The organism is Rubrivivax gelatinosus, assembly GCF_004340905.1.
In the GTDB taxonomy this organism is placed as follows: domain Bacteria; phylum Pseudomonadota; class Gammaproteobacteria; order Burkholderiales; family Burkholderiaceae_C; genus Rubrivivax; species Rubrivivax gelatinosus.
The window spans coordinates 92,567-119,152 of sequence record NZ_SLXD01000003.1 but is presented as its reverse complement, the minus strand read 5'-3'; the positions used below and the strand labels follow the sequence as shown (position 1 = coordinate 119,152).

At 72.0% G+C, this 26,586-nt stretch carries 25 protein-coding genes and 1 tRNA gene; 7 read left to right on the top strand and 19 right to left on the bottom strand.

Annotation, left to right across the window (positions count from 1 at the left end; all coding sequences use genetic code 11):
* Window positions 1-4: 4 nt before the first annotated feature.
* The 3 genes from lolA to EV684_RS06095 are packed head-to-tail and all read right to left on the bottom strand — an operon-like array spanning window position 5 to window position 3,637.
* Window positions 5-613 (bottom strand): outer membrane lipoprotein chaperone LolA, encoded by a 609-nt coding sequence (lolA, locus tag EV684_RS06105; protein WP_132645324.1) that lies wholly within the window; start codon window positions 611-613, stop codon window positions 5-7.
* Window positions 610-2,931: a DNA translocase FtsK gene (locus EV684_RS06100; protein ID WP_132645323.1), complete on the bottom strand. Its 2,322-nt coding sequence runs from the start codon at window positions 2,929-2,931 to the stop codon at window positions 610-612. Before EV684_RS06100 ends, lolA begins: the two co-directional genes overlap by 4 nt.
* A gap of 37 nt (window positions 2,932-2,968) precedes the next feature.
* On the bottom strand, window positions 2,969-3,637 hold the full coding sequence (locus tag EV684_RS06095) for a Crp/Fnr family transcriptional regulator (RefSeq protein WP_014429613.1): 669 nt from the start codon (window positions 3,635-3,637) through the stop codon (window positions 2,969-2,971).
* A 200-nt stretch (window positions 3,638-3,837) separates the two neighbouring features.
* Here EV684_RS06095 and trxB point away from each other — a divergent pair, with 200 nt between their 5' ends.
* The 3 genes from trxB to rpmG all read left to right on the top strand — a co-directional run bounded on the left by trxB (window position 3,838) and on the right by rpmG (window position 5,316).
* Window positions 3,838-4,797: a thioredoxin-disulfide reductase gene (trxB, locus tag EV684_RS06090; RefSeq protein WP_132645322.1), complete on the top strand. Its 960-nt coding sequence runs from the start codon at window positions 3,838-3,840 to the stop codon at window positions 4,795-4,797.
* Window positions 4,798-4,891: 94 nt separating this feature from the next.
* Window positions 4,892-5,125 (top strand): 50S ribosomal protein L28, encoded by a 234-nt coding sequence (rpmB, locus tag EV684_RS06085; protein WP_132645321.1) that lies wholly within the window; start codon window positions 4,892-4,894, stop codon window positions 5,123-5,125.
* Window positions 5,126-5,145: 20 nt separating this feature from the next.
* Window positions 5,146-5,316 carry a 50S ribosomal protein L33 gene (rpmG, locus tag EV684_RS06080; protein ID WP_009857054.1) on the top strand — a complete coding sequence of 57 codons (171 nt, stop codon included), beginning with the start codon at window positions 5,146-5,148 and terminating at the stop codon, window positions 5,314-5,316.
* 149 nt (window positions 5,317-5,465) lie between these two features.
* Here rpmG and EV684_RS06075 read toward each other — a convergent pair whose 3' ends face one another.
* From EV684_RS06075 to purN, 3 genes are all read right to left on the bottom strand, one after another.
* On the bottom strand, window positions 5,466-6,689 hold the full coding sequence (locus tag EV684_RS06075; RefSeq protein WP_132645320.1) for a DesA family fatty acid desaturase: 1,224 nt from the start codon (window positions 6,687-6,689) through the stop codon (window positions 5,466-5,468).
* A 127-nt stretch (window positions 6,690-6,816) separates the two neighbouring features.
* Complete coding sequence (locus tag EV684_RS06070; protein ID WP_132645319.1) at window positions 6,817-8,076, bottom strand: RsmB/NOP family class I SAM-dependent RNA methyltransferase; 1,260 nt, start codon at window positions 8,074-8,076, stop codon at window positions 6,817-6,819.
* A gap of 71 nt (window positions 8,077-8,147) precedes the next feature.
* Entirely contained in the window at window positions 8,148-8,777 is a 630-nt protein-coding gene (purN, locus tag EV684_RS06065; protein ID WP_132645318.1) for a phosphoribosylglycinamide formyltransferase, read from the bottom strand.
* A gap of 73 nt (window positions 8,778-8,850) precedes the next feature.
* On the opposite strand from purN, the gene EV684_RS06060 reads away from it, so the two are divergent.
* Both EV684_RS06060 and EV684_RS06055 read left to right on the top strand, forming a co-directional pair.
* Window positions 8,851-10,059, top strand: coding sequence for a tryptophan--tRNA ligase (locus EV684_RS06060; protein WP_132645317.1), 1,209 nt, complete (start codon window positions 8,851-8,853; stop codon window positions 10,057-10,059).
* A 202-nt stretch (window positions 10,060-10,261) separates the two neighbouring features.
* On the top strand, window positions 10,262-10,924 hold the full coding sequence (locus tag EV684_RS06055) for an alpha/beta hydrolase (RefSeq protein WP_132645316.1): 663 nt from the start codon (window positions 10,262-10,264) through the stop codon (window positions 10,922-10,924).
* 10 nt (window positions 10,925-10,934) lie between these two features.
* On the opposite strand, the gene EV684_RS06050 is transcribed toward EV684_RS06055, so the two are convergent.
* The 6 genes from EV684_RS06050 to EV684_RS06025 form a co-directional block, all read right to left on the bottom strand.
* Window positions 10,935-12,605, bottom strand: a complete 1,671-nt coding sequence (locus tag EV684_RS06050) for a Y-family DNA polymerase (RefSeq protein WP_132645315.1) — start codon at window positions 12,603-12,605, stop codon at window positions 10,935-10,937.
* Window positions 12,606-12,740: 135 nt separating this feature from the next.
* Window positions 12,741-13,238, bottom strand: a complete 498-nt coding sequence (locus EV684_RS06045; RefSeq protein WP_132645314.1) for a nuclear transport factor 2 family protein — start codon at window positions 13,236-13,238, stop codon at window positions 12,741-12,743.
* Window positions 13,235-13,528: a DUF3224 domain-containing protein gene (locus EV684_RS06040; protein WP_132645313.1), complete on the bottom strand. Its 294-nt coding sequence runs from the start codon at window positions 13,526-13,528 to the stop codon at window positions 13,235-13,237. The genes EV684_RS06045 and EV684_RS06040 overlap by 4 nt, the downstream gene beginning before the upstream one ends.
* Entirely contained in the window at window positions 13,525-14,265 is a 741-nt protein-coding gene (gene imuA / locus EV684_RS06035) for a translesion DNA synthesis-associated protein ImuA (protein WP_243651066.1), read from the bottom strand. Before imuA ends, EV684_RS06040 begins: the two co-directional genes overlap by 4 nt.
* Before the next feature lie 255 nt (window positions 14,266-14,520).
* Window positions 14,521-16,257 (bottom strand): MFS transporter, encoded by a 1,737-nt coding sequence (locus EV684_RS06030; protein WP_132645312.1) that lies wholly within the window; start codon window positions 16,255-16,257, stop codon window positions 14,521-14,523.
* Between the two features lie 31 nt (window positions 16,258-16,288).
* Window positions 16,289-17,215, bottom strand: a complete 927-nt coding sequence (locus EV684_RS06025) for an alpha/beta hydrolase (protein ID WP_132645311.1) — start codon at window positions 17,213-17,215, stop codon at window positions 16,289-16,291.
* Between the two features lie 99 nt (window positions 17,216-17,314).
* On the opposite strand from EV684_RS06025, the gene EV684_RS06020 reads away from it, so the two are divergent.
* A complete protein-coding gene (locus EV684_RS06020) occupies window positions 17,315-17,707 on the top strand; it encodes a YchJ family protein (RefSeq protein WP_132645310.1) in 393 nt (130 codons plus the stop codon).
* Between the two features lie 169 nt (window positions 17,708-17,876).
* Here the strand turns inward: EV684_RS06020 and EV684_RS06015 are convergent, their stop codons facing one another.
* The 3 genes from EV684_RS06015 to EV684_RS06005 form a co-directional block, all read right to left on the bottom strand.
* Window positions 17,877-18,953 (bottom strand): WD40/YVTN/BNR-like repeat-containing protein, encoded by a 1,077-nt coding sequence (locus EV684_RS06015; protein ID WP_132645309.1) that lies wholly within the window; start codon window positions 18,951-18,953, stop codon window positions 17,877-17,879.
* Between the two features lie 12 nt (window positions 18,954-18,965).
* Window positions 18,966-19,229 (bottom strand): ubiquitin family protein, encoded by a 264-nt coding sequence (locus tag EV684_RS06010; protein ID WP_132645308.1) that lies wholly within the window; start codon window positions 19,227-19,229, stop codon window positions 18,966-18,968.
* 135 nt (window positions 19,230-19,364) lie between these two features.
* Complete coding sequence (locus tag EV684_RS06005) at window positions 19,365-20,264, bottom strand: aldo/keto reductase (protein WP_132645307.1); 900 nt, start codon at window positions 20,262-20,264, stop codon at window positions 19,365-19,367.
* Between the two features lie 92 nt (window positions 20,265-20,356).
* Here EV684_RS06005 and EV684_RS06000 point away from each other — a divergent pair.
* Window positions 20,357-20,432, top strand: a tRNA-Ala gene (locus EV684_RS06000).
* An 81-nt stretch (window positions 20,433-20,513) separates the two neighbouring features.
* Here the strand turns inward: EV684_RS06000 and EV684_RS24585 are convergent.
* From EV684_RS24585 to EV684_RS24580, 4 genes are all read right to left on the bottom strand, one after another.
* Window positions 20,514-22,088, bottom strand: a complete 1,575-nt coding sequence (locus EV684_RS24585; RefSeq protein WP_132645306.1) for a methyl-accepting chemotaxis protein — start codon at window positions 22,086-22,088, stop codon at window positions 20,514-20,516.
* 161 nt (window positions 22,089-22,249) lie between these two features.
* On the bottom strand, window positions 22,250-22,942 hold the full coding sequence (locus EV684_RS05990) for a MarC family protein (protein WP_132645305.1): 693 nt from the start codon (window positions 22,940-22,942) through the stop codon (window positions 22,250-22,252).
* A complete protein-coding gene (locus tag EV684_RS05985) occupies window positions 22,942-24,468 on the bottom strand; it encodes a BCCT family transporter (protein WP_132645304.1) in 1,527 nt (508 codons plus the stop codon). The genes EV684_RS05990 and EV684_RS05985 overlap by 1 nt, the downstream gene beginning before the upstream one ends.
* A 182-nt stretch (window positions 24,469-24,650) precedes the next feature.
* Window positions 24,651-26,204, bottom strand: a complete 1,554-nt coding sequence (locus EV684_RS24580; RefSeq protein WP_132645303.1) for a methyl-accepting chemotaxis protein — start codon at window positions 26,202-26,204, stop codon at window positions 24,651-24,653.
* Window positions 26,205-26,586: the final 382 nt, after the last annotated feature.

The following is a 26,586-nucleotide window of genomic DNA, read 5'->3' as shown; positions in this document are numbered from 1 at the left end:
GCGGCTATTGCTCGAGCAGGTCGGCGCCGGCCGGCACCGTGAAGCGGAAACGATCGGCCGGCAGCGCGACGCCGGCCTCGAAGCCCCTGAAGTCCAGCCGCGAGCGCTGGCCGAAGCTGTCGACGATCTCCACCGCCGCCAGCTCGCTGCCGCGAAATCCGACCTTCATCGACTTGAACGGCCCGTCGGGCGTGCGCGGCGTGGCCTGCGCCCACTGCAGCCCGCCCTGGCTGCCGCCGTCGGACAGCACGAAGTCGGCCTCCAGCGAGCCACCGGCCAGCAGCGCCGCCGGCGTCGCGCCCAGCGCCTGCGACAGGCGGCGCGAGCTGACCTGGTTCAGGTCGGGGTCGTGGATCCAGACCTTCTGGCCGTCGGCGACGATGGTCTGCTGGAACGGTTTCTCGTAACCGAAGCGGAAGCGGTCAGGGCGCGAGAACTCGAAGCGCCCCGAGGACGTCTTCTTCCTCGCGCCGTCCGGCGAGGTGACGGTCTGCGTGAACTCGGCGCGGCCGGTCTTCACGTCGCGCACGAAGGCGCGCAGCGACTGCACGGCGTCGGCCTGCGCCAGCGTGTTGGCCGCGGCCAGCGCGGCGGCGATCAGGAGCTTCTTCATTCTTCGCGTTTGGGCACCAGCAGGTCCCGGTTCCCGTTGTGTCCCATGGCCGAGACGATGCCCGACTTTTCCATCTGCTCCAGCAGCCGCGCGGCGCGGTTGTAGCCGATGCGCAGATGGCGCTGGACGAGCGAGATCGACGCCCGCCGGTGCTGCAGCACGACCTGCACCGCCTGGTCGTACATCGAATCGTCCTCGCCGCCGCCGCTGGGGCCGCCTTCGGGCATCGCGTCGGCATCGCCTTCGAGCACGCCGCCTTCGAGGATGCCCTCGACGTAGTTGGCCTCGCCCTGGGTCTTGAGGTACTCGACGACGCGGTGCACCTCGTCGTCGCTGACGAAGGCGCCGTGCACGCGCACCGGCATGCCGCTGCCCGGCGGCAGGTAGAGCATGTCGCCCTGGCCCAGCAGCGCCTCGGCGCCCATCTGGTCGAGGATGGTGCGGCTGTCGATCTTGCTGGAGACCTGGAACGACAGCCGGGTCGGGATGTTGGCCTTGATGAGGCCAGTGATGACGTCGACGCTGGGCCGCTGCGTCGCCAGGATCAGGTGGATGCCGGCGGCACGCGCCTTCTGCGCCAGGCGCGCGATCAGCTCCTCGATCTTCTTGCCGACGACCATCATCAGGTCGGCCAGTTCGTCGATGACGACGACCACGTGCGGCAGCCGCTCCAGCGGCTCGGGCTGCTCGGGCGTCAGGCTGAACGGGTTGCCGATGCTCTCGCCCCGCGCCGCCGAGTCGGCGATCTTCTTGTTGTAGCCGGCGAGGTTGCGCACGCCGAGCTTGCTCATCAGCTTGTAGCGCCGCTCCATCTCGCCGACGCACCAGTTGAGCGCGTTGGCCGCCTGCTTCATGTCGGTGACGACCGGCGCCAGCAGGTGCGGGATGCCCTCGTAGACGCTCATCTCCAGCATCTTCGGGTCGATCAGGATGAGCCGCACGTCCCGCGCCTCGGCCTTGTAGAGCAGGCTGAGGATCATCGCGTTGATGCCCACCGACTTGCCCGAACCGGTGGTGCCGGCGACCAGGCAGTGCGGCATCTTGGCCAGGTCGGCGACGACCGGGTTGCCGACGATGTCCTTGCCCAGGCCCATCGTCAGCAGCGACGAAGCCTCGTGGTAGATCTGCGAGCCCAGGATCTCGGCCAGGCGGATCGTCTGCCGGCGCGCGTTGGGCAGCTCCAGCGCCATGTAGTTCTTGCCCGGGATGACCTCGACGACGCGGATCGAGATCAGCGACAGCGAACGCGCCAGGTCCTTGGCGAGGTTGACGATCTGCGCGCCCTTGACGCCGGTGGCCGGCTCGATCTCGTAGCGCGTGATCACCGGGCCCGGCGACGCGGCGACGACACGCACCTCGACGCCGAAGTCCTTGAGCTTCTTCTCGATCAGCCGGCTGGTCATCTCCAGCGACTCGGGCGTGACGCTCTCCTGGCGGCCCGGCGCGGCGTCGAGCAGGTCGACCTGCGGCAGCCGGGTGTCGGCGAGTTCGACGAACAGCGGCTTCTGGCGCTCCTTGGCGACACGCTCGGACTTGGGCACCTCGACGACCGGCGGCTCGATGACGATCGGCACGTGCTCCTCGACGATCTGGCGCTCGACCTCGACGACGTGCTCGCGCTCGCGCGTGGCCTGCTCGCCGATGCGACGGTCTTCTTCCTGCTCGCGCACCTCGGCACGGCGCTCGCGCAGGCCGTCGACGCGCTCGCCGATCGCGTCGGCCAGCTTCAGCCACGAGAAACGCAGCGCCAGCGACAGGCCCAGCACCAGCACCACGATCCACAGCACGCCCGAACCGGCGAAACCCAGCCAGCGCATCGACAGCGGCCCCAGCGCGTAGCCGAGCACGCCGCCGGAGTGGCCCGGCAGCAGTGCTTCCAGACGGTACAGCCGGGTCCACTCGAGCGCGGTGGCGGCCATCATCAACAGGGCGAAGCCGGCCCAGAAACGCAGCCGCACGTGATGGGACTCTGCGGGCGCGTCATCGCCACTGCGCAGCGTCTGCGCCAGCAGCGACAGCCAGGCGCGCAGGCCCACCGGCACCAGCCACCAGGCCGAGAAGCCGAAGAGGAAGTAGGCGAGGTCGGCAACCCAGGCGCCGGCCAGGCCGGCGGCGTTGTGCACCGGCTCGCCGGTGCCGGAGGTCGTGAACGCGGGGTCGGCGGGATGGTGGGTGGCCAGTGCCAGCACCAGCAGCAGCCAGGCCACCGCGCCGGCGGCCAGCAAGGCCTGCTGGCGCCAGCGCGCCGGGGCCGGAACCGGCCGCGGTGCCTTCGCCGCAGCGGCGCCGGCACCCAGGGATCCGAGCGGGAACGTCATCCGGCGATTGTGGCCGAACGCCCCGGCCGCTGCCGTTTCAGTCGGTCTGCAGCCGTTCCTTGATGATCACCGAGCCGTTCTCCTGGGTCTCGATGACGCCGCGGTCCTCCAGGTCCTTCATGACCCGGCTGACCATCTCGCGCGAGGCGCCGACGACCTTGGCCATGTCCTGGCGAGAGACCTTGTGGCGGATGATCTTCGTGCCCTTGTCGTCCTCGGCCATGTCCAGCAGCGTGCGTGCGACGCGGCCGTAGACGTCCAGCAGCGCCAGCGACTCGATCTGGCGGTCGGCGTTGCGCAGCCGGCGCACCAGGCCGCGCAGGATGGCGTAGGACAGCGTCGAGCCTTCGGGCAGGCAGCGTGCGAAGTCGGCGCGCTGCAGCACCAGCATGTCGGTCTGGATCTCGGCACGCACGGTGGCCGAGTGCGGCTCGCCGTCGATCAGGCTCATCTCGCCGACGTAGTCGCCGGACTCGAGCACTGCCAGGATGACCTCGCGACCGCGCGAGTCGGAGGTCAGCACGCGCGCACGCCCGTTGAGCAGGATGAACAGCGCGTTGCTCTTGCGCCCCTGTTCGACCACGAGTTCGCCACGGCGGAAGCGGCGCTTGACGACGCTGTCCGCGATCGACTGGGCCTGTTCGGCCGTCAGCATCGAGAACAGCGGCACGCGCCGGATCAGATCCAGGTTCGAGAGCATCGACACGACGGGGACCTCCTCTTGTGTTCTCTCCCCGCCCGACCGCCGCGGTCGGACGCGGAAAGTTATTTCCTATTGTGCCCATTGAGCGCACCGGGCTGCCGGCGCACCTCGCGGGCGGTATCCTCGCATATCGGATCGGCGCGACGCCCGACGCCGTCGCGTGCCCCTCTCGGCCCGCCCGCCGGACCTTTTCTCGAGCTTCCATGACCCAGAACACCACCCACGCCCGCGTCCTGATCCTCGGCTCTGGCCCGGCCGGCTACACCGCCGCGATCTACGCCGCCCGCGCCAACCTCGAGCCGGTGCTCGTCACCGGCATCGCCCAGGGTGGCCAGCTGATGACGACCACCGAAGTCGACAACTGGCCCGCCGACGTCAACGGCGTGATGGGCCCGGACCTGATGCAGCGCTTCCAGCAGCACGCCGAGCGCTTCAACACGAAGATGGTCTTCGACCACGTCAACGCCGTCGACTTCTCGCAGCGGCCCTTCGTGCTGACCGGCGACTCGGGCACCTACACCTGCGACACGCTGATCATTGCCACCGGCGCCAGCGCCAAGTACCTGGGCCTGCCCAGCGAACAGGCCTTCATGGGCCGTGGCGTCAGCGGCTGCGCCACCTGCGACGGCTTCTTCTACCGCGACCAGGAGGTCGGTGTCGTCGGCGGCGGCAACACCGCCGTCGAGGAGGCGCTGTACCTGTCGAACATCGCGAGCCGCGTGCACCTGATCCACCGCCGCGACAAGTTCCGCGCCGAGCCGATCATGGTCGACAAGCTGATGGACAAGGTGAAGGCCGGCAAGATCGTGCTGCACCTGTGGGCCACGCTCGACGAGGTGCTCGGCGACGCCAGCGGCGTGACCGGCGTGCGCCTGAAGTCGGTGAACGACGGCTCGACCGAGGAGCTGAAGCTCAACGGCTGCTTCATCGCCATCGGCCACCAGCCCAACACCGAGATCTTCAAGGGCCAGCTCGAGATGAAGGACGGCTACGTGCTGACCAAGGGCGGCTCCGAGGGTTTCGCGACCATGACCAGCGTGCCCGGCGTCTTCGCCGCGGGCGACGTCCAGGACCATGTCTACCGCCAGGCGATCACCAGCGCCGGCACCGGTTGCATGGCTGCGCTCGATGCCCAACGGTACCTCGAACAATCTGGGCTATAATTTTCGGCTTTGCTGCCTTTGATGGCCCGGCTCCGCTGGGAGCTCGGTATCTTTCGCAGGCGGCCATCACCCTCGAACCTTTCGGAGAAGCGTCATGGCACGCGTCTGTCAAGTCACGGGCAAGCGCCCGATGGTGGGGAACAACGTTTCCCACGCCAACAACAAAACGAAGCGCCGCTTCCTGCCGAACCTGCAGTACCGCCGGTTCTGGATGGAGAGCGAGAACCGCTGGGTGCGCCTGCGCATTTCCAATGCGGCTCTGCGCCTGATCGACAAGGTGGGCATCGACAAGGTCGTCGCCGACCTGCGTGCCCGCGGCGAAATCTGACAGACCGTTAGGAGAGCGACATGGCCAGCAAAGGCGGACGCGAAAAGATCAAGCTGGAGTCCACTGCGGGCACCGGCCACTTCTACACCACGAGCAAGAACAAGAAGACGACGCCCGAAAAGCTCGAATTCCTGAAGTTCGACCCCAAGGCTCGCAAGCACGTCCTGTACAAGGAAGTGAAGCTGAAGTGATCGTCCGGCCACCAGAAGGTGGCCACGGACCGAGACGACGGGGCCCGCGGGCCCCGTTTGTTTTGGGCGGATCGTTCCGCCCCTCCGCCGAGGCGGACATGAAAAAGGGGCCGCAAGGCCCCTTCGTCGTTTCATACACCCGCTGCCGCTCAGGCGCGCGCCGAGCGCAGCTTCAGCGAGAACTCCTGCAGCGCGGCAATGCCGCTGTCCTCGGCCTTGCGGCACCAGGCCTGCAGATCGACGACGAGCTGCTCGGCCGAGACGTTGGTGCGAGTCCACAGCGCACGCAGCTCCTCGCGCATCGCCACCAGCTTGGCCAGGCTGGGATTGGCGCCGAGCGCCTGCGTCAGGTGCTGCCGCACGCCTTGCGGGATCTTGTCCTCGTCGCGGTGCAGCCAGGTCTTGGCAAGCACCAGATCGCGCCAGTGCGCACTGTTCTGGGCGCCTTGCGCCTTCAGGCGAGCCAGCTCGGCCCGCACCGCACGGCGCATCTCCTGGGCGTAGCCGGCCATCACCTCGTAGCGGTTGGCGATCAGCGCGTCCAGCGTCTGGCCGTCGGCCAGCGGCTTGAGCTCACCCAGCGCCAGCCGCGGCGGCGTCTTGCGCACCTTGGCCAGCCCCAGCGCCTGCATGCCACGGATGTAGGCCCAGCCGATGTCGAACTCGTAGCGCTTGACCGAGAACTTGGCCGAGGTCGGGTAGGTGTGATGGTTGTTGTGCAGCTCCTCGCCGCCGATCAGCACACCCCAGGGCGAGATGTTGGTCGAGGCGTCGGCCGCCTCGAAGTTGCGGTAGCCCCAGAAGTGGCCCAGGCCGTTGATGATGCCGGCGGCGTGGATCGGGATCCAGATCATCTGCACCGCCCACACCGTCGCGCCGACGGCACCGAACAGCAGCAGGTCGACGATCAGCATCAGCGCCACACCCTGCCAGCTGAAGCGGCTGTAGAGATGGCGCTCGATCCAGTCATCGGGAGTGCCGTGACCGTATTTGGCCAGCGTCTCACCCACCTTGGCCTCGGCACGATAGAGCTCGCTGCCGGTCAGCAGCACCGTCTTGATGCCGCGTGTCACCGGGCTGTGCGGGTCTTCCTCGGTCTCGCACTTCGCGTGGTGCTTGCGGTGGATCGCGACCCACTCCTTGGTGACCATGCCAGTGGTCAGCCAGAGCCAGAAGCGGAAGAAGTGCGAGACGACCGGGTGCAGATCCAGCGCGCGGTGCGCCTGCGCACGGTGCAGGAAGATCGTCACGGCCGCGATCGTCACGTGCGTCACCGCCAGCGTGAAGAGCACGATCTGCCACCAAGACGCGCCGAGCAGCCCGTGGGCGAGCCAGTCGACGAGGGCGTCGTGGAGGGTCAACAACTGGATCATCGCGTTCTTTCGCCTTGCGTTAGCTCAATCCTGGCATTGTACGAGCCTGGTTTCGCAAGGTGATTTGCGATTTCGCCTGGCTTTCAGGCGCAACTCATGGCAAGCGCGGCCTCGCCGCGCCGGGCGCTCAGCGCCGCTGCCAGACGGCGGCGAAGAAGCCGTCGGTGCGGTGGCGGTGCGGCCACAGCCGCAGGCACTGGTTCTGGACGAGCTCGTCGGCGCGCTCCACGCCCTGCTCGCGCAGCAGCTCCGCCGGGTCCAGGCGCACGAAGTCGCGGCCATGTTCGGCATCGAACGCGGCGACGATCTCCTCGTTCTCGGCCGCCAGCAGGCTGCAGGTCGCGTAGACCAGGCGGCCGCCGGACTTGGGCAGACGTGCTGCGCTGGCGAGGATGGCCTGCTGCTTGGCCTGCAGCTCCTGCACCGCCTTGGGCGACTGGCGCCACTTCAGATCGGGGTTGCGGCGCAGCGTGCCCAGGCCCGAGCACGGCGCGTCGATCAGCACGCGGTCGATCTTGCCGGCCAGGCGCTTGACGCGCTCGTCGCGCTCGTGCGCGATCTGCGCCGGGTAGACGTTGGACAGGCCGCTGCGCGCCAGCCGCGGCTTGAGGTTGTTCAGGCGGTGGCCCGAGACGTCGAAGGCGTAGAGCCGGCCGGTGTTGCGCATCATCGCGCCCAGCGCCAGCGTCTTGCCGCCGGCGCCGGCACAGAAGTCGACGACCATCTCGCCGCGCCTGGCGCCGCTCAGCAGCGCCAGCAGTTGGCTGCCTTCGTCCTGCACCTCGACGCTGCCCTGGGTGAAGAGCTCGAGCTTGTTCAGCGCCGGCTTGCCGTCGATGCGCAGGCCCCAGGGCGAAAACGGCGTCGGCTCGGCCGTGATGCCGGTGGCGGCCAGCGCCTTGGCGGCGTCGTCGCGCTTGGTCTTCAGCACGTTGACGCGCAGGTCCAGCGGCGCCGCGGCGTCCATCGCCTGCACCAGCGGCCAGAACTCCTCGCCGAGCTGCGCCTGCAGCGCGCCGGCCAGCCAGTCGGGCAGGTTGTGGCGCAGCTTGTCGGCGAGCGTCGTGCGGTCGACGGCCTTCACCTGCGCCAGCCACTGCTGCTCGTGCGGGCCGAGCGCGCCGCGCAGGAAGCTGTCGCCGCCCTGCCAGCCGAGGATCGCCAGCCGGCGTTCGAGCGCGCCGCTGCCGCTTTGCGCCAGATGGGCGAACAGCAGGCGCTGGCGCAGCACGTTGTAGGCGGTCTCGGCCAGCGCATGACGGTCGCGCGCGCCGAGTGCACGGTGCTGGCGGAAGAACGCGGAGACGACGGCGTCGGCCGGCTGGTCCAGGCGCAGCACGCTGCGCAGCAGATCGGTGGCGAGGTCGAGCAGGGCGTTCGGATGCATAGGGGCGCGATTATCCCGTGAGCGCGGCCCGCGCCCCGGATCGGGGCGCGACGGCCGCCGCCGCGGGCGTCTCAGACGAGCAGTTGTGCCTGGCCGTCGCGCTGGCGCACGACGCCGTCGGCGAGGCTGAGCGCCCCTTCGACGAACCAGCGAACGGCCTGCGGATAGATGACGTGTTCGGCGGCCAGCACACGATCGGCTAGCACCGCCTCGTCGTCGCCCGGCAGCACCGGCACGACGGCCTGCATGACGATCGGCCCGTGGTCGAGCTCGGGCGTCACGAAGTGCACGGTGGCACCGGCGGCCTTGCAGCCGGCCTCGATCGCGCGGCGGTGCGTGTGCAGCCCCGGGAAGGCCGGCAGCAGCGACGGGTGCACGTTCAGCATGCGCCCGGCGTAGCGGCGCACGAAGGCGTCGCCGAGGATGCGCATGAAGCCGGCGAGCACGACGAGGTCGGGCTCGTGGCGGTCGATCTCGGCGGCCAGCGCGGCGTCGAAGGCCTCGCGGTCGCCGGCGAAGCCGCGGTGGTCGACCACCGCCGTCGGCACGCCGTGCGCGGCGGCGAAGGCCAGGCCCGAAGCGTCCGGCCGGTTCGACACCACGGCCGCGACGCGCGCCGGCCAGCCTTCCGCGGCACAGCGCTGGACGATCGCCTCCATGTTCGAGCCGCGGCCGGAGATCAGGATGACGATGCGCTTCATGGGGCGCGCAGTGTAGCGATCGGGCCACGACGACCTGAGACAATCGACGCTTTCGTTGTCCCGGCAAACCTCCATGCGACCCCGCGTTCTTTCGGGCATGCGCCCGACCGGCTCCCTGCACCTCGGCCACTACCATGGCGCGCTCAAGAACTGGGTGCGGCTGCAGGACCAGTACGACTGCTTCTATTTCGTCGCCGACTGGCACGCGCTGACCACGCACTACGAAGAGCGCGACGTCATCGAGAAGAACGTCTACGAGATGGTGATTGACTGGCTCGCCGCGGGCCTGGACCCGGAGAAGAGCACGATCTTCATCCAGAGCCGTCTGCCCGAGCACGCCGAGCTGTTCACGCTGCTGGCGATGGGCACGCCGCTGGGCTGGCTCGAACGTGTGCCGACCTACAAGGACCAGATCGAGAAGCTGAAGGACCGCGACCTCGCGACCTACGGCTTCCTCGGCTACCCGCTGCTGCAGGCGGCCGACATCCTGATCTACAAGGCCGCCTACGTGCCGGTCGGCGAGGACCAGGCCTCGCACGTCGAGCTGACGCGCGAAGTCGCGCGCCGCTTCAACAGCCTGTACGGCCGCGCGCCCGATTTCACCGAGCAGGTGGCGGCGGCGCTGGCCAAGCTGCCCAAGGACGACCAGCGCTACTTCGAGAAGCAGCGCAAGGCCTTCGGCGAGACCGGTGCCGCCGAGGCGCTGGCCAAGGGCGAAGGCATCCTGAAGAAGGCCGCCGCCAGCGTCGAAGGCTGGACGGCGCACGACGGCGAGCTGCTCGCCGGCCACCTGAAGGGCAGCGGCAAGACCATCCTCGTCGAGCCGCAGGCGCTGTACACCGAGAACGCGCGCCTGCCCGGCCTGGACGGCGCGAAGATGAGCAAGAGCTACGGCAACGCGGTGCTGATGCGCGACGAGCCGGACACGGTCGCGAAGAAGATCCGCGGCATGGTCACCGACCCGGCGCGTGTGCGCCGCACCGACCCGGGAACGCCCGAGAAGTGCCCCGTCTGGGCCCTGCACCAGGTCTACAGCGACACGGCGACCCAGGACTGGGTCTGCAAGGGCTGCACGACGGCCGGCATCGGCTGCCTGGAGTGCAAGCAGCCGGTCATCGACACCATCGTCAAGGAACAGCAGCCCTGGCGCGAACGCGCTGCGGCCTTCACCGCCAACCCCAAGCAGGTGCACTGGATCGTCGAGATGGGCACCGAGCGTGCCCGCACGGTGGCCCGGCAGACGATGAAGGACGTTCGCGAGGCAATGGGCATTTCTTACTGATCCCCCCCCGGAGCGCTCACGCGCTCCCCCCCAGGGGGGCGCCGCCAGCGACCCGGCAAAGCCGGGCCGCGGCGGCCGCTTGAGGCGCCGTGTGCGTGCTGGCGGAGCTTGAAGGTGCGCTGCTCTGGCAAACGCTTCTTCGCGGAGTGAATGCGCGTTGACATCCCGCCGCGGCGGGCGATGGACCGAGCAAGGAGACACGATGGCGCTGCAGACGATCGAACTCGACCCGGGCGTGGCGCCGGTGGCCACGGTCATCGTGCTGCACGGGCTGGGCGCCGACGGCACCGACTTTTTGCCGATGGCCGACGAGCTGCGGCTGGACGCGCTGGGGCCCGTGCGCTGGGTGCTGCCGCGGGCGCCGGAGCGTGCGGTGACGATCAACGGCGGCTACCGCATGCGCGCCTGGTACGACATCCTCGGGCCCGACGCGCCGCGCCGGGAAGACGAGGCCGGGCTGCGCGAGTCCTTCGCCGCGGTGCAGGCGCTGGTCGAGCGCGAGATCGCGCGCGGCGTGCCGGCTTCGCGCATCGTGCTCGCCGGCTTCTCGCAGGGCTGCGCGCTCACGCTGGGCGGCGGGCTGCGCCTGCCGCACCGGCTGGCCGGCCTGGCCGGGCTGTCGGGCTACCTGCCGCTGCCCGAGACGCTGGCCGCCGAGCGCCACCCGGCGAGCAGCGGCACGCCGGTCTTCCTCGCCCACGGGCGCGAGGACGGTGTCGCGCCGCTGGTGCGCGGCCAGGCGGCGCGCGAGGCGCTGCGCCGCGAGGGTTTCGAAGTCGAGTGGCACGACTACCCGATGGAGCACTCGGTCTGCCTGGAAGAGCTGCAGGCGCTGCAGCGCTGGCTGCTGAAAGTGCTGGCCTGAGCCGGCTTCGTCAGCCGAACCAGCCCTGCAGGTACCAGCCGCCGGCCGCGTCGTCGGCCGGCAGGCGTTCGCGGTAGACCCAGACCAGCGCGCCGTCCTCGGCCTGGGCGACGAAGTAGTCGCGCACCGCCAGGGCGCCGTCCCACCAGCCCGATTCGATGCGCTCCGGCCCGGCCAGCACACGCAGCGGCCGGCCCAGCCATTGCGGGCGCTCCTGGCGCTCGGGCAGCGGCTGCGGCGTGTCCAGCAGCCACACCGGGCGGTGCAGCGCGGCACGGCGGCGGCGTGCGGCCTCGGGCACGACCGGCGCCGCACGCGCCAGCAGCGAGGCGACCAGGGCCTGTGCCGGGTCGGCCGGCGCTGCCGGCGCAGGCGCCGGCGAGACCCCCTTCGCCGCCGCGGGCGGCGCTGGCCGACGCAGGGCGCCGGCGGCGGGCCGTGCTGGGCCGGACGCCACGCGCGCGGCACGGCCGGGCGCGGCCTGCAGCGGCAGCAGCCGCGCGCCGCATTCGGGCCGGTGGTCGGGCTGCGGCACCAGGCGCAGCACCTGCTCGTCGCCCAGGCGCGCACGCAGGCGCTCCAGCAGGCGCACGAGGCCCTGGGCCTGACCCTGGCGCGACGGGAACAGCTCGGCGTTGGGCGCCGGCGCGTGCAGCGTCTCGTGGCATTCGAGTTCCAGCTCCAGCGTCGGCGCCACCAGCTCCAGCCGGCCCAGGCGTTCGCGCAGCAGCAGCTGCAGGTGCCCGGGGTCGAGCGAGGCCTCGGCCAGCTCCAGCCGCAGCCGCGTGGCCGGCGGGGCGTCGCCGCGGTGGCGGTCGTGGTGCATCACCAGCGTGAAGGCGGCGATGCGCACCTGGCGCGCCTGCGCCCAGGCCAGCAGCCGCGCCAGCAGCACGCCGGCGCCGTGCAGCACCTGGGCCGCGGTGTCGGCACGGGCGAACAGCTCCAGCCGGCTCTCGAAGACCGCTGGCGGCACGAGGGGCTCGCGCGGGTCGGCGGCGCGGCCCAGCGTCTGGTCGAGTTCGGCCAGCAGCGCGGTGCCGAAACGGCGTGCGACGCCGTCGCGCGGCAGCGCCTGCAGTTCGCCCAGCGTGTGCACGCCCATGCCCTGCAGCACCACGGCGTGTTCACGCCCGGCGTCCAGCAGCGCCAGCGGCACTTCAGCGAGCAGCGCCTGCAGCGCCTGCAGCCGGTCGCCCGGTGCGAGCATGAAACCGGCGTGCTCGCCGCGCCAGCGCGCCAGCAGCGAGGCGCCGCGCGCCGTGGGTGCGCTGGCAAGGGCCAGCGCATGCCCCAGCGGCTCGACGGCCGCCTGCAGCCGCTGCAGCAGCCGCGGCCCGCCGCCGAAGCAGCGCAGGCTGGCGGCCACCTCCAGCAGCACCGTGGCCGGCGGCTCGGGCACGACCCTCGGCGTGAAGGCCAGCGCGGCGTGCGCCAGCGCCGTCAGCGCGGCGGCGTCGCGCACCGCATCGGCCTCGCCGTGCACCAGATCGGGGGCCAGCGCCAGCGCGGTGCCACGCCGCATTCCGGGCTGGACACCACGTTCGGCGGCCCGGGGGTCGACCGCGGCGATGCGGTGCGCCGCCACCAGCGCCAGCGGCCGGGCAGCCTCGGCCGCGCCCAGCGTGGCGCGCCAGGACTCCAGCGACAGCCGCGGGGCATGCAGTGCGATCCAGAACACGGAGCCTCCGGCGGGACGGCAGGGGAAGGCGGGAGGGCCGGCGGGAGGGCGGCCGCAAACGCCGCCATCAGGAACGCCAGCGCCGGCGCTGCCCGGGCCACCCGGTGCTCGCCCGCGCGCGAACGACGCCCGGGCTCAGCCGCCCTCGCCCTGCGCGTCGTCGATCGGCTCGGCCAGGTGGGCGCGGTTGGACGGCGCGGCATAAGGCTCGGGCCAGAACTCGACCAGGCGGCGCACACGGCCAGCGGCGAGGTCGCAGTCGAAGAACGAGATCACGCGCGCCTGCTGCACGCCGTCGGTGACACCGACGTCGGACACCGCGTCGTGCGCGCCGCCGACGACGCGGTGCACGCGAAAACGCCAGGGCCCGTTCGCCGGGTACTCCTGGTTCATGCGCACGAAACGCCCGGGACCGCGGAAACGTTCGCCCGACTGCGGCCAGTCGAGCACGAAGTCCTCGGCCAGCAGCTCGCCGACCGAAGCGAAGTCGTTGCTCGCCATGCGGCGCCAGAACTCGTGCACCAGCGCCGCTGCACCCACGGCGGGGCCGCCGGCGGCCGAAGGCGGCGAAGCATCGATCCCGGGCGGGGCCGGCACGGCAGCGCCACCGGAGAGAAAGGCGGGAGAGCTCATGCTTGTGGGTCCTCCTGTTGATGCGCCAACTCGTAGTCCAGATCGTAGAAGTGGCGGCCGTCGGGCGTGACGCGTGTGCCCGGCCGCCCGGCCAGGCTGGCGAGCGCGCCGGTGCCCAAGTCGGGCACGACGATGAGCTCCAGCCGCGGCTGGCCGAGGGCGTCGAGCGGGCCGGGGTAACGCTTGTCCAGCCGCCGGGCTGGCCGGGAGCTTGTCCAGCCGCCGGGCGGCCGGAAACTCGCCGATGCGGGTGTCAGCCTGAGGCCGAAGACGCCGGCGGCATGGTTCATCGCGGGACCTCCTGGGCGAACACGGGCCGCACCACCGCCGGCGCCGCCGCGCGGGCGCGTGCCGCGGCCGGCAGCACCGGGGGCAAGGCCAGCGCGAGCGGCTGGGCCAGCGGCGGGCCGCGGCGCTTGAGCAGGTGCACACGCAGCGCGTCGGCACCGGCGGCGCACAGCCACAGCCGCAGCGGCGCGACGCTGGGCCGGGTGCGCGCGGCGTCGTCGCGCAGCACGAAGGCCGGGCCGTCGTGCGTCTGCGCGGCCAGTTGCAGCCGGCGCAGCGCGTCGGCCGGCAGCCGCGCCGGCAGCCAGGCGAGCACGGCACCGACCTGGCCCGAGCGCAGCGCCTGCTCCAGCGCCCAGAGCACGTCGGCGGCCGGCAGCGGGCCACGCGCCCGGCCGCGCTGCGCCTGGCGGCTGCGCACGACGAACAGCCGCCCAAGGTCGAGCCCGCATTCGGCCAGCGCCCAGCCGAAAGGCAGCGCCGGCGGGTCGAACAGCATCACGCAGCCCTCGCCGCGCTGCACCGCGGCCAGCGCCGGCGCCAGCAGCCGCATCTCGCCCAGGCCGGCACGCGGCAGCAGCAGCTCGGTCAGCACTCGCGAGGGCCAGCCGCCGCCCGGCAGCACGGCGTCGAGCGCGGCGAAACCGCTGGACCAGGTGGTCTCGTGCTGGCGGCCGAGCTGGTGCGCACGCCACAGCGCCGGGTGCAGGTCTTCCAGCGCCGCGGGCCGCGGCGGCACGGCCGGCGATGCCGGCGACGGTGCTGGTGACGGTGCGGGCGATGGCGCAACCGGGGCCGCCAGCCCGGCTGCCGCACCGCCGGCCACGGACGGCGGCGACACGGGCCACGAGCGCCGCGCACGCCGCCCCTCCGCCGGCACGGCGACCGGCGGCGACGGGGCGAACAGGGGCAGCGTCTCCATGGGGGAGACTGTATGCCCATACAGTATTCGCTGCAAGCACCGCACGCCGCCCCCGGCGGCATCCGGTCACGGTCAGCCGGGCCGCGCCTCCAGCGACAACACCGCCGGTCGCCCCGGCACGTAGCGCACTTCCAGCACCGGCACCGGCTGACGCGCGAGCACCGCCGCCAGCGTCGCCGCCCGCCCGGCCTCGTCGGCGACGAAGAGGCCGACCAGCTCGCCGGCGGCCAGCGCCTGCGCCGCACGCTCGACGGCTTCGGCGTGCGCCGCCGCGTCCTCGTGCGCCGGCACCCAGGCGACGGCGCCGGCACGGCGCAGCAGCGCGCCCAGGCCGGGGCCGGCGAGCCGGCGGCGGTCGACGACCCAGCGCAGCGGCCGTGGCCCGGCGGCCGCCGGCAGCAGCAGATCGGCGCCTTCGGGCGCCGGGCCGACGAGCAGCGCGGCGCCGTCGGCCGGCGGCGGCACGCCGGCCACGCCCAGCCGGCGCAGCAGCCGGCCGTGCAGCAGCGCCAGGCAGCGCAGCAGGTACTCGGGCACGAACCAGAACACCGCGCCGGCGACGAGCGCGTTGACAACGCCGGCGACGAGGAACACGCCGGGAATCGACAGCCCCGCGCCGAGCAGCGCGCCGGCGCCCAGCGCGCTGGCGATCATGAACAGCGCGTTGAGGATGTTGTTGGCGGCGATGATGCGGGCGCGGTGCGTCACCGGGCTGCGCAGTTGGATCAGCGCGTACATCGGCACGCTGTAGACGCCGGCGGCCAGCGCCAGCAGCGTGAGGTCGGCCATCACGCGCCAGTGCGCCGGCTGGGCGACGAAGGCGCCGACCGGCATCAGCGCCGAGGCCGGCAGCGCGTGCGCGGCAAAATACAGGTCGACGGCGAAGACGCTCATGCCGGCCGCGCCCAGCGGCACCAGGCCGATCTCGACGTGGCGCCGCGACAGCGTCTCGCACAGCAGCGCGCCGACGCCCACGCCCACCGAGAACAGCACCAGCAGCAGCGAGGCCACCTGCTCGTCGCCGTGCAGCACGTCCTTGGCGAAGGCCGGGAACTGCGACAGGAAGACCGCGCCGAAGGCCCACATCCACGAGATGCCCAGCAGCGAGCGGAAGACCACCGGGTCCTCGTGCGCCAGCCGCAGATTGCGCCAGGTCTCGCTGAACGGGTTCCAGTTGATCACCAGGTCGGGCTGCGGCGCCGGCGAACGCGGCACGGCCTGCGCCACCAGCCGCCCCAGCAGCGCCACGCCCAGGCAGGCGAAGGCCACCAGACGCGCGCCGGCCTCGGGCACCGCCATCAGCAGGCCGCCGGCCAGGTTGCCCAGCAGGATGGCGACGAAGGTGCCCATCTCGACCAGTCCGTTGCCGCCGGTCAGTTCACGCTCGTCCAGGTGCTGCGGCAGGTAGGCGTACTTCACCGGGCCGAAGAGTGTCGAGTGCAGCCCCATGCCGAAGACGCAGGCCAGCAGCATGACGGCGTCGGCGTGCACGAAGCCCCAGACCGCGGCGGCCATGATCGCGATCTCCAGCGACTTGACCCAGCGCGCCAGCAGCGCCTTGTCGTGCTTGTCGGCGAGCTGCCCGGCGGTGGCCGAGAACAGCACGAAGGGCAGGATGAAGACCGCGCCGATCACCAGCCCGGCCAGCGACGGCGGCATCCAGGCGAGCTGCAGCTGGTAGGTCGCCATCACGGTGAAGGCGAACTTGAACAGGTTGTCGTTGCCCGCGCCGAGGAACTGCACGGCGAAGAACGGCGCGAAGCGGCGCTGGGCCAGCAGCGCGAACTGGTTGGGGTGGCCGCCGCTCATCGGCGCCCCCGCTGCGAAGCGCAATGCACGCTCAGGCCGCCACCGGCGCGAGCGCCTCGCGCAGGAAGGCGCCGGCCAGCGCCAGCGCGGTGTGCGCCTCGTCGAGCACGCGCCCCATCGTCACGAAGCCGTGGATCTGGCGCTCGAAGCCGACGTACTGCACGCGGTTGCCGGCGGCCGACAAGGCGTCGGCGTACTGCAGGCCCTCGTCGCGCAGCGGGTCGTAGCCGGCGGTGATGACCAGCGCACGCGGCAGCCGGCTCAGGTCGGGCGCCAGCAGCGGCGAGGCGCGCCAGTCGGTCCACGAGGCCTCGTCGGGCACGTAATGGCCTCGGAACCAGGCGATGCTGTCGCTGGTCAGCAGATAACCCTGGCCGTTGGCGGCGTGCGAGGGCGCGATGGCGCGCATGTCGGTCACCGGGTAGATCAGCAGCTGCGCGGCCAGCGGCTCGTGCGCGTCGCGTGCGGCGATCGCCGCGACGGCGGCCAGGTTGCCGCCGGCGCTGTCGCCGCCGACGGCCACACGCGCCGGGTCGACGCCGAGCGCGACGGCCTCGCGCCGCGCCCAGCGCACGGCGGCGACGGCGTCGTCGACGGCGGCCGGGAAACGGTGTTCCGGCGCCAGGCGGTAGTCCACCGACAGCACGGCGCAGCCTGAGGCCAGCGCCAGCGTGCGGCAGACGACGTCGTGCGTGTCCAGGTCGCCGATCGTCCAGCCGCCGCCGTGGAAGTAGACGAGCAGCGCCAGCACGCCCTCGCCCGGCCGGACCAGGCGCAGCGCGAGGCCGGCGTCGGTGGCCAGGTCGCGCACCTCGGCCACCGGCGGCGCGTCAGGCTGGGTGAAGGCGCGGCGCTCGGCATAGAAGCGCCGGGCCTCGGCCGGCTGCAGCGTGTGCACTGGCGGCACGCGCTTGTCGATCATCAGGTCCAGCAGCGCGCGGGCTTGGGGGTCGAGCATCGGGAGTTCCTGGCGGGACGGTGGTGTGCACGCGACGCGTGCACGAGCCGGCTGCGCCCGAGTGTAGCCAGCGCATTCCGGCCGGCCGCACGGCGCCGTATGCTCGCGCCGCCCGAGGACGAGACGATGACCCCCTGCCCCTGCGGCCTGAAGGCCGACTACGACGACTGCTGCGGCCGCTGGCATGCCGGCGCTGCGGCGCCGAGTGCCGAGGCGCTGATGCGCTCGCGTTACAGCGCCTACGTGCTGGAGCTGGAGCCCTACCTGCTGGCCACCTGGCACGCCAGCACGCGGCCCGAGCGCGTCGAGTCCGAACCCGGCCTGAAATGGCTGGGCCTGGAGGTCCGCCGCGCCCGCGAAGACGGCGACGCGGCGACGGTCGAGTTCGTCGCCCGCAGCAAGCTCGCCGGGCGCGCCTTGCGCCTGCACGAGACCAGCCGCTTCGTGCGCGAAGACGGCCGCTGGTATTACGTCGACGGCGAAATTCGATAAGAACCAGCGCGCAGGCTGGACCCGGCCGCCATCGTCCTCCTGACTGGAGCCTGCCTCTCGGAGGGAGGCTGGAGGGAGCCGTCGAACGAACTGGAGCACCCTCCCGGAGGGGGCTCGGGGGAGCCGTACGTTCACCCGCAGGTTAGGGGCTTGGCCGCCGGCCAGGCTCCTAACCGAATCGCACGGCGTGGATCGGCGGCAGCGTCGTCGCCACCGTGTGCCACTGCTCGCCGCCGTCGACGCTGGCCCACAGGCCGCCGGTCGTGCTGCCCAAGAGCAGGCTCGTGCCGTCGGCGGCCACGTCCAGCGCGTGGCGGTAGACGAGCTCGTAGCAGTCGCGCTGCGGCAGCCCGGCGCGCAGCGTCTCGAAGCTGGCGCCGCCGTCGCGCGTGCGGTTGACGGCCAGCGCGGCGCCCACCGGCACGCGGCATTCGTCCTTCACCGCCGGCACGAACCAGGCGGTGTCGGCGTCGCGCGGGTGCACCGCGACGGCAAAGCCGAAGGAGGACAGCGGCGCCTGCACACGCTGCCAGGAACGTGCGCCGTCGGACGAGCGCCAGATGCCGTTGTGGTGCTGGCACCAGAGCACCTCGGGCACCGCGGCGCAGCGCACGATGCGGTGCGGGTCCTGCACCGCCGGGTCGGCGGCGCGTTCGGGCGGCATGTACTCGGCGTGCATGCCGCGGGCGGCCAGCGTCCAGCTCGCGCCGTCGTCCTCGCTCGCCCAGGCGCCGCCGCAGGACACGCCGACCAGCAGCGCGCCCGGGCGCGACGGGTCCGGACAGATCGAGTGCAGCCCCGGCACCTCGTAGCCGCCGCCGAACCACTCGGGCCGGCCGGGCGCGTGCCACAAGGCCTCGACCAGGTGCCACGAGGCGCCGAAGTCCTCGCTGCGGAACAGCCCGCCGGGCAAGGTGCCGGCCCAGACGGTGTCGCGGTCGCGCTCCAGCGCCCAGACCTTCACCAGCGTCCAGGCCGGCCCGGGTGCCCCCTCGGGCTGCGGCGGATAGGCCGGCGTGGCGAGCTCGCGCCAGCTCGCGCCGGCGTCGTCGCTGGCGTGCAGCTTGACGCCGAAATGGCCCAGGTCCAGCGCGGCCAGCATGCGCCCACGCGCGTCGGGCGGCAGCAGCATCGACACCGGCTCGCCGAGGAAGGAGACGCCGGCCACGCGCCAGGCGCCGGCGCCGTCGTGGCGCAGCTCGAACAGGCCCTTGCGCGTCGCGGCCCAGGCGCGGTCGTGGTCCATCGTGGTCCCCTTTCAGCCTCCGGACAGCGCCTGCAGCACGTGCACCGTGCTGGCGGGCACGAGCGTGTCGTCCAGCGCCGTGCGGCGCTGCCCGTCGACGAAGACGGCGACGTTGACGCGCAGAGCACCCTGGTCGTCGAGCACGTAGCCGCGCAGCCTCGGGTGGCGCGCGAACGCGGCGGCGAGCGCCTCGCCCAGCGTGGCCGCGTCGGCCTGCACCGCGTCGACGGGGCCGACGAAGCGGGCGAGCTGCGGGGTGAAGACGACACGCGGCACCACCCCATCATGCGGCCGGCGCGGCCACCGCGCCGAACGCGAGACCGCGCCGGCGTCAGGGGATCACGGGAGCACCCTTCGGCCTGGCGGCCGGTCCCGCCCAGCGGGAGTGAGCCCCGGACAAGTCCTGAGGTCTCAGGCCACCTCGTGGCCCATGCTCGCCTGCCAGACGCGGTACCAGGCCTCGGCCGGCAGGCGCAGCGCGAGCGCCGCCGTCGCCTCGGCCAGCGCCTCGACGCGCGACGAGCCGGTGATCGGCACCGGCCGCGACGGGTGGCGCAGGATCCAGGCGTAGGCGACGGTGGCCGCCGGGACGCCGTGTTCGGCGCCCAGCGCCTGGAGCACCGCGCGCACGCGCCGCGCCTGCCCGTCGTCGCCGCGGAACAGCCGGCCGCCGGCCAGCGGCGACCAGATCATCGGCGGCAGCCGCAGGTCCAGCGCCTGCTCCAGCGTGCCGTCGGCCAGCGCCTGCATCTGCAGCGGCGACAGCTCCACCTGGTTCGTCACGAGCGGGAAACGCCGGTGCAGCAGCGCGAACTGCGAGGGTGTGTGGTTGGAGACGCCGAAGTGCAGCACCTTGCCGGCGCGGCGCAGCGCGTCGAAGGTGGCGGCGATCTCGTCGGGGTCGGCCAGCAGGTCGGGCCGGTGCAGCAGCAGCAGGTCCAGGCGGTCGGTGCGCAGCGCGCGCAGCGAGGCCTCGACCGAGGCGACGACGTGGCCGCGCGAGCTGTCGTAGGACTTGATCGTGTGCGCCGGCCGTGCGTCGCCGACCAGCTTGATGCCGCACTTGGTCACGAGGCGGATGCGCTCGCGCAGCCCCGGCGCGGCGGCCAGCGCCTCGCCGAACAGCGCCTCGACGCGGTAGCCGCCGTAGATGTCGGCGTGGTCGAAGGTCGTGATGCCGAGCTCGAGCGCCCGCTCGATCCAGCGCACGCGCGCCGCGACATCCAGGCCCCATTCGTGCAGCCGCCAGCAGCCGGCGACGACGGGCGACAGCAGGCCGTCGTGCGGCCCGGGCAAGGTGTTCGGGTCCATGCGGCGACGATAGCGCCGCCGGTGTGCCGACGTGTCGCGGGGCATCGACTTGATGACAAGCCCGTATTTGGTGCTATACTGCTAGCTGTTTCGGGGGCGTAGCTCAGCTGGGAGAGCGTCGCGTTCGCAATGCGAAGGTCAGGAGTTCGATCCTCCTCGTCTCCACCAAAACAACAAAGCCGCTGATCGCAGGATCAGCGGCTTTTTCGTTTGCGGCCGGCCCGAACCGCCGGGCGGCTCGGGCGGGGTTCAGGCGGACACGCGGGAGGCCTCGGCGTCGAGCTTGAAGATCGACACCACACGCGCCAGTTGCTGGGCCTGCTGCTTCAGGCTCTCGGCCGCGGCGGCGCCTTCCTCGACCAGCGCGGCGTTCTGCTGGGTCACCTGGTCCATCTGGCTCACCGCGTCGCCGACCTGCTGGATGCCGCTGCTCTGCTCCGAAGTCGCCGAGCTGATCTCGCCGACGATGTCGCTGACACGCCGGATCGACCCGACGATCTCGTCCATCGTCTGGCCGGCGCGATCGACCAGCGACGCCCCCTGCCCGACCTGCTCGACGTTGCTCGTGATCAGGGCCTTGATCTCCCGGGCCGCCTCGGCACTGCGCTGGGCCAGCGTGCGCACCTCGCTGGCCACCACCGCGAAGCCGCGGCCCTGCTCGCCGGCACGCGCCGCCTCGACCGCGGCGTTGAGCGCCAGGATGTTGGTCTGGAACGCGATGCCGTCGATGACGCCGATGATGTCGCCGATCCTGCGGCTGGAGTCGCTGATGCCGGCCATCGTCGTCACCACCTGGCCGACGACCTCGCCGCCCTGGGCGGCCACCTGCGCGGCAGCCCGGGCGAGCTGATCGGCCTGGCGGGCGTTGTCGGCGTTGTTGCGCACCGTGCTGCCCAGTTGGTCCATCGTCGCCGCGGTCTGCTGCAGCGCGCTGGCCTGCTCCTCGGTGCGGCCGGACAGGTCCTGGTTGCCGTGCGCGATCTGCGTCGACGCGGTGACCACGCTGTCGCTGCTGGAGCGCACGGTGCCGACGATCTGCGACAGCTCCTCCTTCATCGTGCGCAGCGCCGCCAGCAGCTGGCCGATCTCGTCCTTCGACGAGCCCTCGACCCGTGCCCCCAGATCCCCCGCCGCGACCGCCTGCAGCGCGAGCACGGCCCCCTGCACCGGGCGCGTGATGGACCGGGTGATGACCAGCCCGCCGACGGCCGCCAGCATCACCGAGACCAAGGTCACGCCCAGGATCACCGCCTGGGTCCAGGCGTAGGTCGCGGACGCGGCGTCGACATCCTGCTTGGCCGCACGCAGCTGCAGCTCGGTGATCTCGGCGATCTTGGCGCTGATCGGGTCGACGGTGTCGTAGAGCGCCCCGTCGAGCTGGACGAGCTGGCCGGCCGCGGAACCCGACAGCGCCAGCAGCGCCTGGCGCGCACGTTCGATGTCCCGGTTCGCCGGTTCGAACAGCTGCTCGGCCTCGCGTGCCAGCCGCGCCTCCTGTTCGGTGAGCCGCGTGCCCATGTAGTCCTTCCAGGACTGCGCGATCGCGGCCTGGGCCGCCGCCAGCTGCTGCGCGGCCTCCTGGGCCGGCATGCGTCCGGCGTTGGCCTTGTTCACCGCGTCGATGACGTTGACGGCATAGGCGTCGGCGATCAGCTTGAGCTGCCTGAGCGGCACCACGCGGTCGCCGTAGACGGACTCCAGCCTCGCCTGGGTAGCCTGCAGGCTGCTCAGGCCGATCGCCCCGGTCACGGCGAGCAGGACCACGAGACCGAGAAATGCGCCGCCCAGGCGTACGCCGATGCGGATGTCACGAAGAAGTCCCACGGATCTCCCCCAGGATTGATGGCTGCGAAAGCCGGTCCAAGGAGCCTGACGGACCTCTCCCCAGCGTTTGCCCTTGTATCGGCACCGACCGGATGCGCTTGAGGACGCCGTACGGCAGCATCGCACGCCGCGGCGCGCCCGCGGCCCGCGGCGGCGGGCGGCTACAGCGGCCGCAGCACGCCCAGCAGCAGCTCGCTCGCGCCGTCCCAGACGATCTGCACGCCCAGGCACAGCAGGATGAAGGCCGACAGGCGCAGGAAGACCACCGCGCCGGCCTCGCCCAGCGGGCGCAGCAGCAGCCGGGCGTAGCGGAACGCGACGTAGAGCACGACGCCGATCAGCACCAGCGCGGCGATCGCCCCGCCCATGCGCGCCAGCGACACCGAGATCGTCGTGTCGTGCAGCGACACGCCGACCGTGATCGCCGCGGCGATCGAACCCGGCCCGCAGCTGATCGGGAAGGTCAGCGGGTAGAAGGCCTGGCGCCGCGCCTGTTCGGGCGTGAAGGCCTGGGCGATCTCGCTGCGCGACTCGATCGTCGCCGGGGTCACGCTCAGCATGCGCCAGGCGGTGGCGGCGACGATGAGGCCGCCGCCGACACGCACGATCGGCAGCGAGATGCCGAAGAAGTCCAGCACGTAGGAGCCGACCAGCATCGAGCCGACGAGCAGCGCGAACATGTTGCGTGCGATGCGCCGCGCCAGCAGCGCACGCGTCGTGTCGCTCGCGCCTTCGGTCAGGCCGAGGAAGATCGGCGCCGTCGCCGCCGGGTTCAGGATGGGCAGCAGCGTCGCGAGCGCGAACAGCAGCGCCTTGCCGAAAGCCAGCAGCAGCGCCCCGACCTCGAGTCCCATCAGTTGAGGCCGGGGCCGACCATCTCGCGCAGGCGCCGGCGCAGCTCGCGTTCGCGGCGCTGCTCGGCCTGCCAGTCCTCGCGCACCGCGCGCCACAGCGCGGCGGTCATCAGCACGATGACGATCGTGAACGGCAGCGCGAAGACGATGGTCGCCGTCTGCACCGCCTTGATGCCGCCGGACAGCAGCAGGCTGGCGGCGATGCCGGCCACGAGCAGGCCCCAGACGAGCTTCACGCGCCCCTTCGGATCGGGATCGCCCTTGGAACTCATGATGCCCAGCACCAGCGTCGCCGAGTCACCCGAGGTGACGAAGAACACCAGCACCAGCACGGTGGCCACGACCGACAACGCGGTGCCCAGCGGCAGCGCGTCGAACATCGCGAACATCGCCGTCGAGACGTCGGCCTTGACCGCGTCGGCGATCGGCACGCCGCCGAAGATCTGCAGGTTCAGCGCCGTGCCGCCGAAGATCGCGAACCAGAGGAAACCGGCCAGCGTCGGCGCGAACACGGTGCCGACGACGAACTCGCGGATCGTGCGGCCGCGCGAGACGCGGGCGATGAACAGGCCGACGAAGGGCGACCACGCGACCCACCAGGCCCAGTAGAAGATGGTCCAGCCGCCGACCCAGCCGCTGTCGCGGAACGGCGTCATGCGCAGGCTCATGCGCACGAACTCGCTGACGTAGGCCCCCAGCGTCGTCGTGAAGGTGTCGATGATCGCCACCGTCGGGCCGACGGCGAAGACGAACAGCCCGAGCGCGGCGGCGATCAGCAGGTTGACGATCGACAGCCACTTGATGCCGCGCGTCACCCCGGTGAGCGCCGAGCCCAGGAACAGTGCCGTCGTCACCGCGATGATCAGGATCTGCGGGACGATGCCCACCGGCACGCCGAAGACGGCGTTCAGGCCGCTGTTGATCTGCAGCGCGCCGATGCCCAGCGACGCCGCCACGCCGAAGGCGGTGGCGATCACCGCGAGCACGTTGAACAGCGGCGACAGCATGCGCACGCCGCGCCAGGGCAGCGACTCGGTGGCCGAGCTGATCAGCGCGGCCTGGCCGCGGCGGAAGGTGAAGAAGGCGATCGCCAGCGCGACGACACCGTACACCGCCCACGGATGCAGCCCCCAGTGGAAGAAGGCGTAGCGCATCGCGGCGTTGGCCGCCTCGGGCGTGCCCGGCGTGATGCCCGGCGGCGGTGCGCCGAAGTGCGAGATCGGTTCGGCCACGCCCCAGAACACGAGGCCGATGCCCATGCCGGCGGCAAACAGCATCGCGAACCAGGTGCCGCGCGAGAACTCGGGCTCCTCGTCGTCGGCGCCGAGCTTCAGGTCGCCGTAGCGACTGAAGGCCAGCAGGGCGCAGACGACGACGAGGCCGAGCACGACCCACAGGTACAACCAGCCGAAGTGCACGGTGATCGTCGCCAGGGCGCGGTCGAAGACCAGGCCCAGCGACGCCGGGGAGACCAGGCCCCAGGCGACGATCGCCGCGATCAGGCCGGCGGACAGGAACAACTGCATCGGGAACATCCTCCTCTTGGTATGCCGGCCGCGCACCACCGCGCACGGGCTCCGGGGAGGAACGATGCAGGACGGTCGGCGCGCTCCGGAGGTTCGCGTCGGCGGCCGCTCCATCGGCGGGCCGCACCGCTACAAGAGTCCGCGATCGCGGCCGAAGTTCCGCGCGCGCTGCGCCCGGGCGCTCAGCCGCCTTCGACCTGGAAGCGCGCGACCTGTCCCGCGAGCTGCACCGACTGGTCCTCCAGCGCCTTGGCCGCCGCGCTGGTCTGCTCGACGAGCGCGGCGTTCTGCTGCGTCATGCGGTCGAGCGCCGCCACCGCGACGTTGACCTGCTCCAGGCCGTCGCTCTGCTCGCCGGTCGCCGCGCTGATGCGGCCCACGAGCGCGGCCACGCGCCCGACCTGGCCGACGATGTCGCGCATCGTCGTGCCGGCATCGGCCACCAGGCGCGAACCGGCCTCGACGCGGTCGACCGAGGCGCCGATCAAGGACTTGATCTCGGTGGCCGCCTGCGCGCTGCGCTGCGCCAGCGCCCTGACCTCGCCGGCGACGACGGCGAAACCGCGGCCCGACTCGCCCGCACGTGCCGCCTCGACGGCCGCGTTGAGCGCCAGGATGTTGGTCTGGAACGCGATGCCGTCGATGACGCCGATGATCTCGGCGATGCGCGTCGAGCTGCCGTGGATGGACTCCATCGTCGTCACCACTTCCTGCACCAGCGCGCCGCCGCGCGCGGCCACACCGGCAGCCTCGGCGGCGCAGGCGTCGGCCTCCTGGGCGGCCTGCGCCGACTGGCGCACCGTGCCGGTGAGCTGCTCCATCGAAGCGGCCGTCTGCTGCAGGTTGGCGGCGGACTCCTCGGTGCGCTGCGACAGGTCGCGGCTGGCCGCAGCGATCTCGCGGCTGGCGCCCTGGATGCCCTCGGTTCCGGCGTGGACCGAGCCGACGAGCGTGCGCAGCGACTGGCGCATCGACTCCAGCGCCCGCAGCAGGTCGCCGAACTCGTCGCCGCGCGTGGACACGACCGGGCGCGTCAGGTCGCCCGAGGCGATGGTGTCGGCGACGGCCATCGCATCGAGCAGCGGGCCGTGGATCGAGCGTCGCAGCGCGATCGTGCCGAGCACCGCCGCGACGATGACGACGGCGATCAGCGCGCCGGCCACGCCGACGATGCGCAGCCGTTCGGCGAGCACGCGCTCGCGCACCGCGTCGGCGTTCGCACGCTGGCTGGCGATGAACTCGCGCACCGCGGGGATGAAGATGTCCATGGCCGGCAGGAAGCGCGTCTCCAGCGCGGCACGCGCGCCGGCGTTGTCACCGCGGTGCTTGAAGTCCGAGATCGCCAGCGCCGCGGCACGGGCCGAGGCGTGCTTGACGTCGATCGCCTTGAGCATCTCCCTCTCGGCCTCGCTCGTCGCCAGGGCATTGATCTGCGGCTTGATGTCGGTCTTCATCTTCTCGACGTTGGCCTCGTTGAGCGGCAGGATGGCCGCGTGCACGGCCGGTTCGGTGCTGAGGGCCGCGGCGTACTCGCGCCCGATGTTGACCTCGACCAGATGCAGCCAGGCGTTGGCGAGTTCGACCTTCCGTACGGCCACGGAGATCGACTGCTCGGCCTCCTGCTCGGAGACGTAGAGCCAGCGGCCGGCAATGCCGACGACGGCGATGACGAGGAGCGCGAAGGTGCCGACGAACAGCCACAGGCGCTGTCCGACACGCAGGGAGTTGAGCTTCATGTGCAGTGCTTTCCGGTAGGCGACGCTCGGGTCGCCTCGGATGCGCTCGGTGGACGTTCCACGCGAGCCGCCCGCTGGTGCCGCGCCGCTGTCCGCAGCTTCGACGGCCAGCCGCCGCGCCTTGAGGCGAGGCCCCGCCACAATGTCAACGCTTGACAGTTGACGCCGACTTTCGTGCCCGGCCGGCCCGCCGCGGACGGCCGCTGGCCCCCGATCCAGGGGTCGCCGGCCGGGGCGTCGAAGCCCGGAGATCGGGCCCCCGAGCGCCGGCACACCAAGGGCGCGACAGCAGGCACGCGGCTGGCCCCGAACTTGCATCGCACGGCAGGAGCGTGGACAGGCGCTTCCGTTCCAGGGCAAGCCCCCGGCCGGGAGCCCTTGA

What these genes read in the sequence shown, in the direction of transcription:
- lolA (WP_132645324.1), bottom strand. Translation starts at nt 613, where the DNA reads ATGAAGAAGCTCCTGATCGCCGCCGCGCTGGCCGCGGCCAACACGCTG.
- EV684_RS06100 (WP_132645323.1), bottom strand. Translation starts at nt 2,931, where the DNA reads ATGACGTTCCCGCTCGGATCCCTGGGTGCCGGCGCCGCTGCGGCGAAG.
- trxB (WP_132645322.1), top strand. Translation starts at nt 3,838, where the DNA reads ATGACCCAGAACACCACCCACGCCCGCGTCCTGATCCTCGGCTCTGGC.
- rpmB (WP_132645321.1), top strand. Translation starts at nt 4,892, where the DNA reads ATGGCACGCGTCTGTCAAGTCACGGGCAAGCGCCCGATGGTGGGGAAC.
- rpmG (WP_009857054.1), top strand. Translation starts at nt 5,146, where the DNA reads ATGGCCAGCAAAGGCGGACGCGAAAAGATCAAGCTGGAGTCCACTGCG.
- EV684_RS06075 (WP_132645320.1), bottom strand. Translation starts at nt 6,689, where the DNA reads ATGATCCAGTTGTTGACCCTCCACGACGCCCTCGTCGACTGGCTCGCC.
- EV684_RS06070 (WP_132645319.1), bottom strand. Translation starts at nt 8,076, where the DNA reads ATGCATCCGAACGCCCTGCTCGACCTCGCCACCGATCTGCTGCGCAGC.
- purN (WP_132645318.1), bottom strand. Translation starts at nt 8,777, where the DNA reads ATGAAGCGCATCGTCATCCTGATCTCCGGCCGCGGCTCGAACATGGAG.
- EV684_RS06060 (WP_132645317.1), top strand. Translation starts at nt 8,851, where the DNA reads ATGCGACCCCGCGTTCTTTCGGGCATGCGCCCGACCGGCTCCCTGCAC.
- EV684_RS06055 (WP_132645316.1), top strand. Translation starts at nt 10,262, where the DNA reads ATGGCGCTGCAGACGATCGAACTCGACCCGGGCGTGGCGCCGGTGGCC.
- EV684_RS06045 (WP_132645314.1), bottom strand. Translation starts at nt 13,238, where the DNA reads ATGAGCTCTCCCGCCTTTCTCTCCGGTGGCGCTGCCGTGCCGGCCCCG.
- EV684_RS06040 (WP_132645313.1), bottom strand. Translation starts at nt 13,528, where the DNA reads ATGAACCATGCCGCCGGCGTCTTCGGCCTCAGGCTGACACCCGCATCG.
- EV684_RS06030 (WP_132645312.1), bottom strand. Translation starts at nt 16,257, where the DNA reads ATGAGCGGCGGCCACCCCAACCAGTTCGCGCTGCTGGCCCAGCGCCGC.
- EV684_RS06025 (WP_132645311.1), bottom strand. Translation starts at nt 17,215, where the DNA reads ATGCTCGACCCCCAAGCCCGCGCGCTGCTGGACCTGATGATCGACAAG.
- EV684_RS06020 (WP_132645310.1), top strand. Translation starts at nt 17,315, where the DNA reads ATGCTCGCGCCGCCCGAGGACGAGACGATGACCCCCTGCCCCTGCGGC.
- EV684_RS06015 (WP_132645309.1), bottom strand. Translation starts at nt 18,953, where the DNA reads ATGGACCACGACCGCGCCTGGGCCGCGACGCGCAAGGGCCTGTTCGAG.
- EV684_RS06005 (WP_132645307.1), bottom strand. Translation starts at nt 20,264, where the DNA reads ATGGACCCGAACACCTTGCCCGGGCCGCACGACGGCCTGCTGTCGCCC.
- EV684_RS05990 (WP_132645305.1), bottom strand. Translation starts at nt 22,942, where the DNA reads ATGGGACTCGAGGTCGGGGCGCTGCTGCTGGCTTTCGGCAAGGCGCTG.
- EV684_RS05985 (WP_132645304.1), bottom strand. Translation starts at nt 24,468, where the DNA reads ATGCAGTTGTTCCTGTCCGCCGGCCTGATCGCGGCGATCGTCGCCTGG.
- EV684_RS24580 (WP_132645303.1), bottom strand. Translation starts at nt 26,204, where the DNA reads ATGAAGCTCAACTCCCTGCGTGTCGGACAGCGCCTGTGGCTGTTCGTC.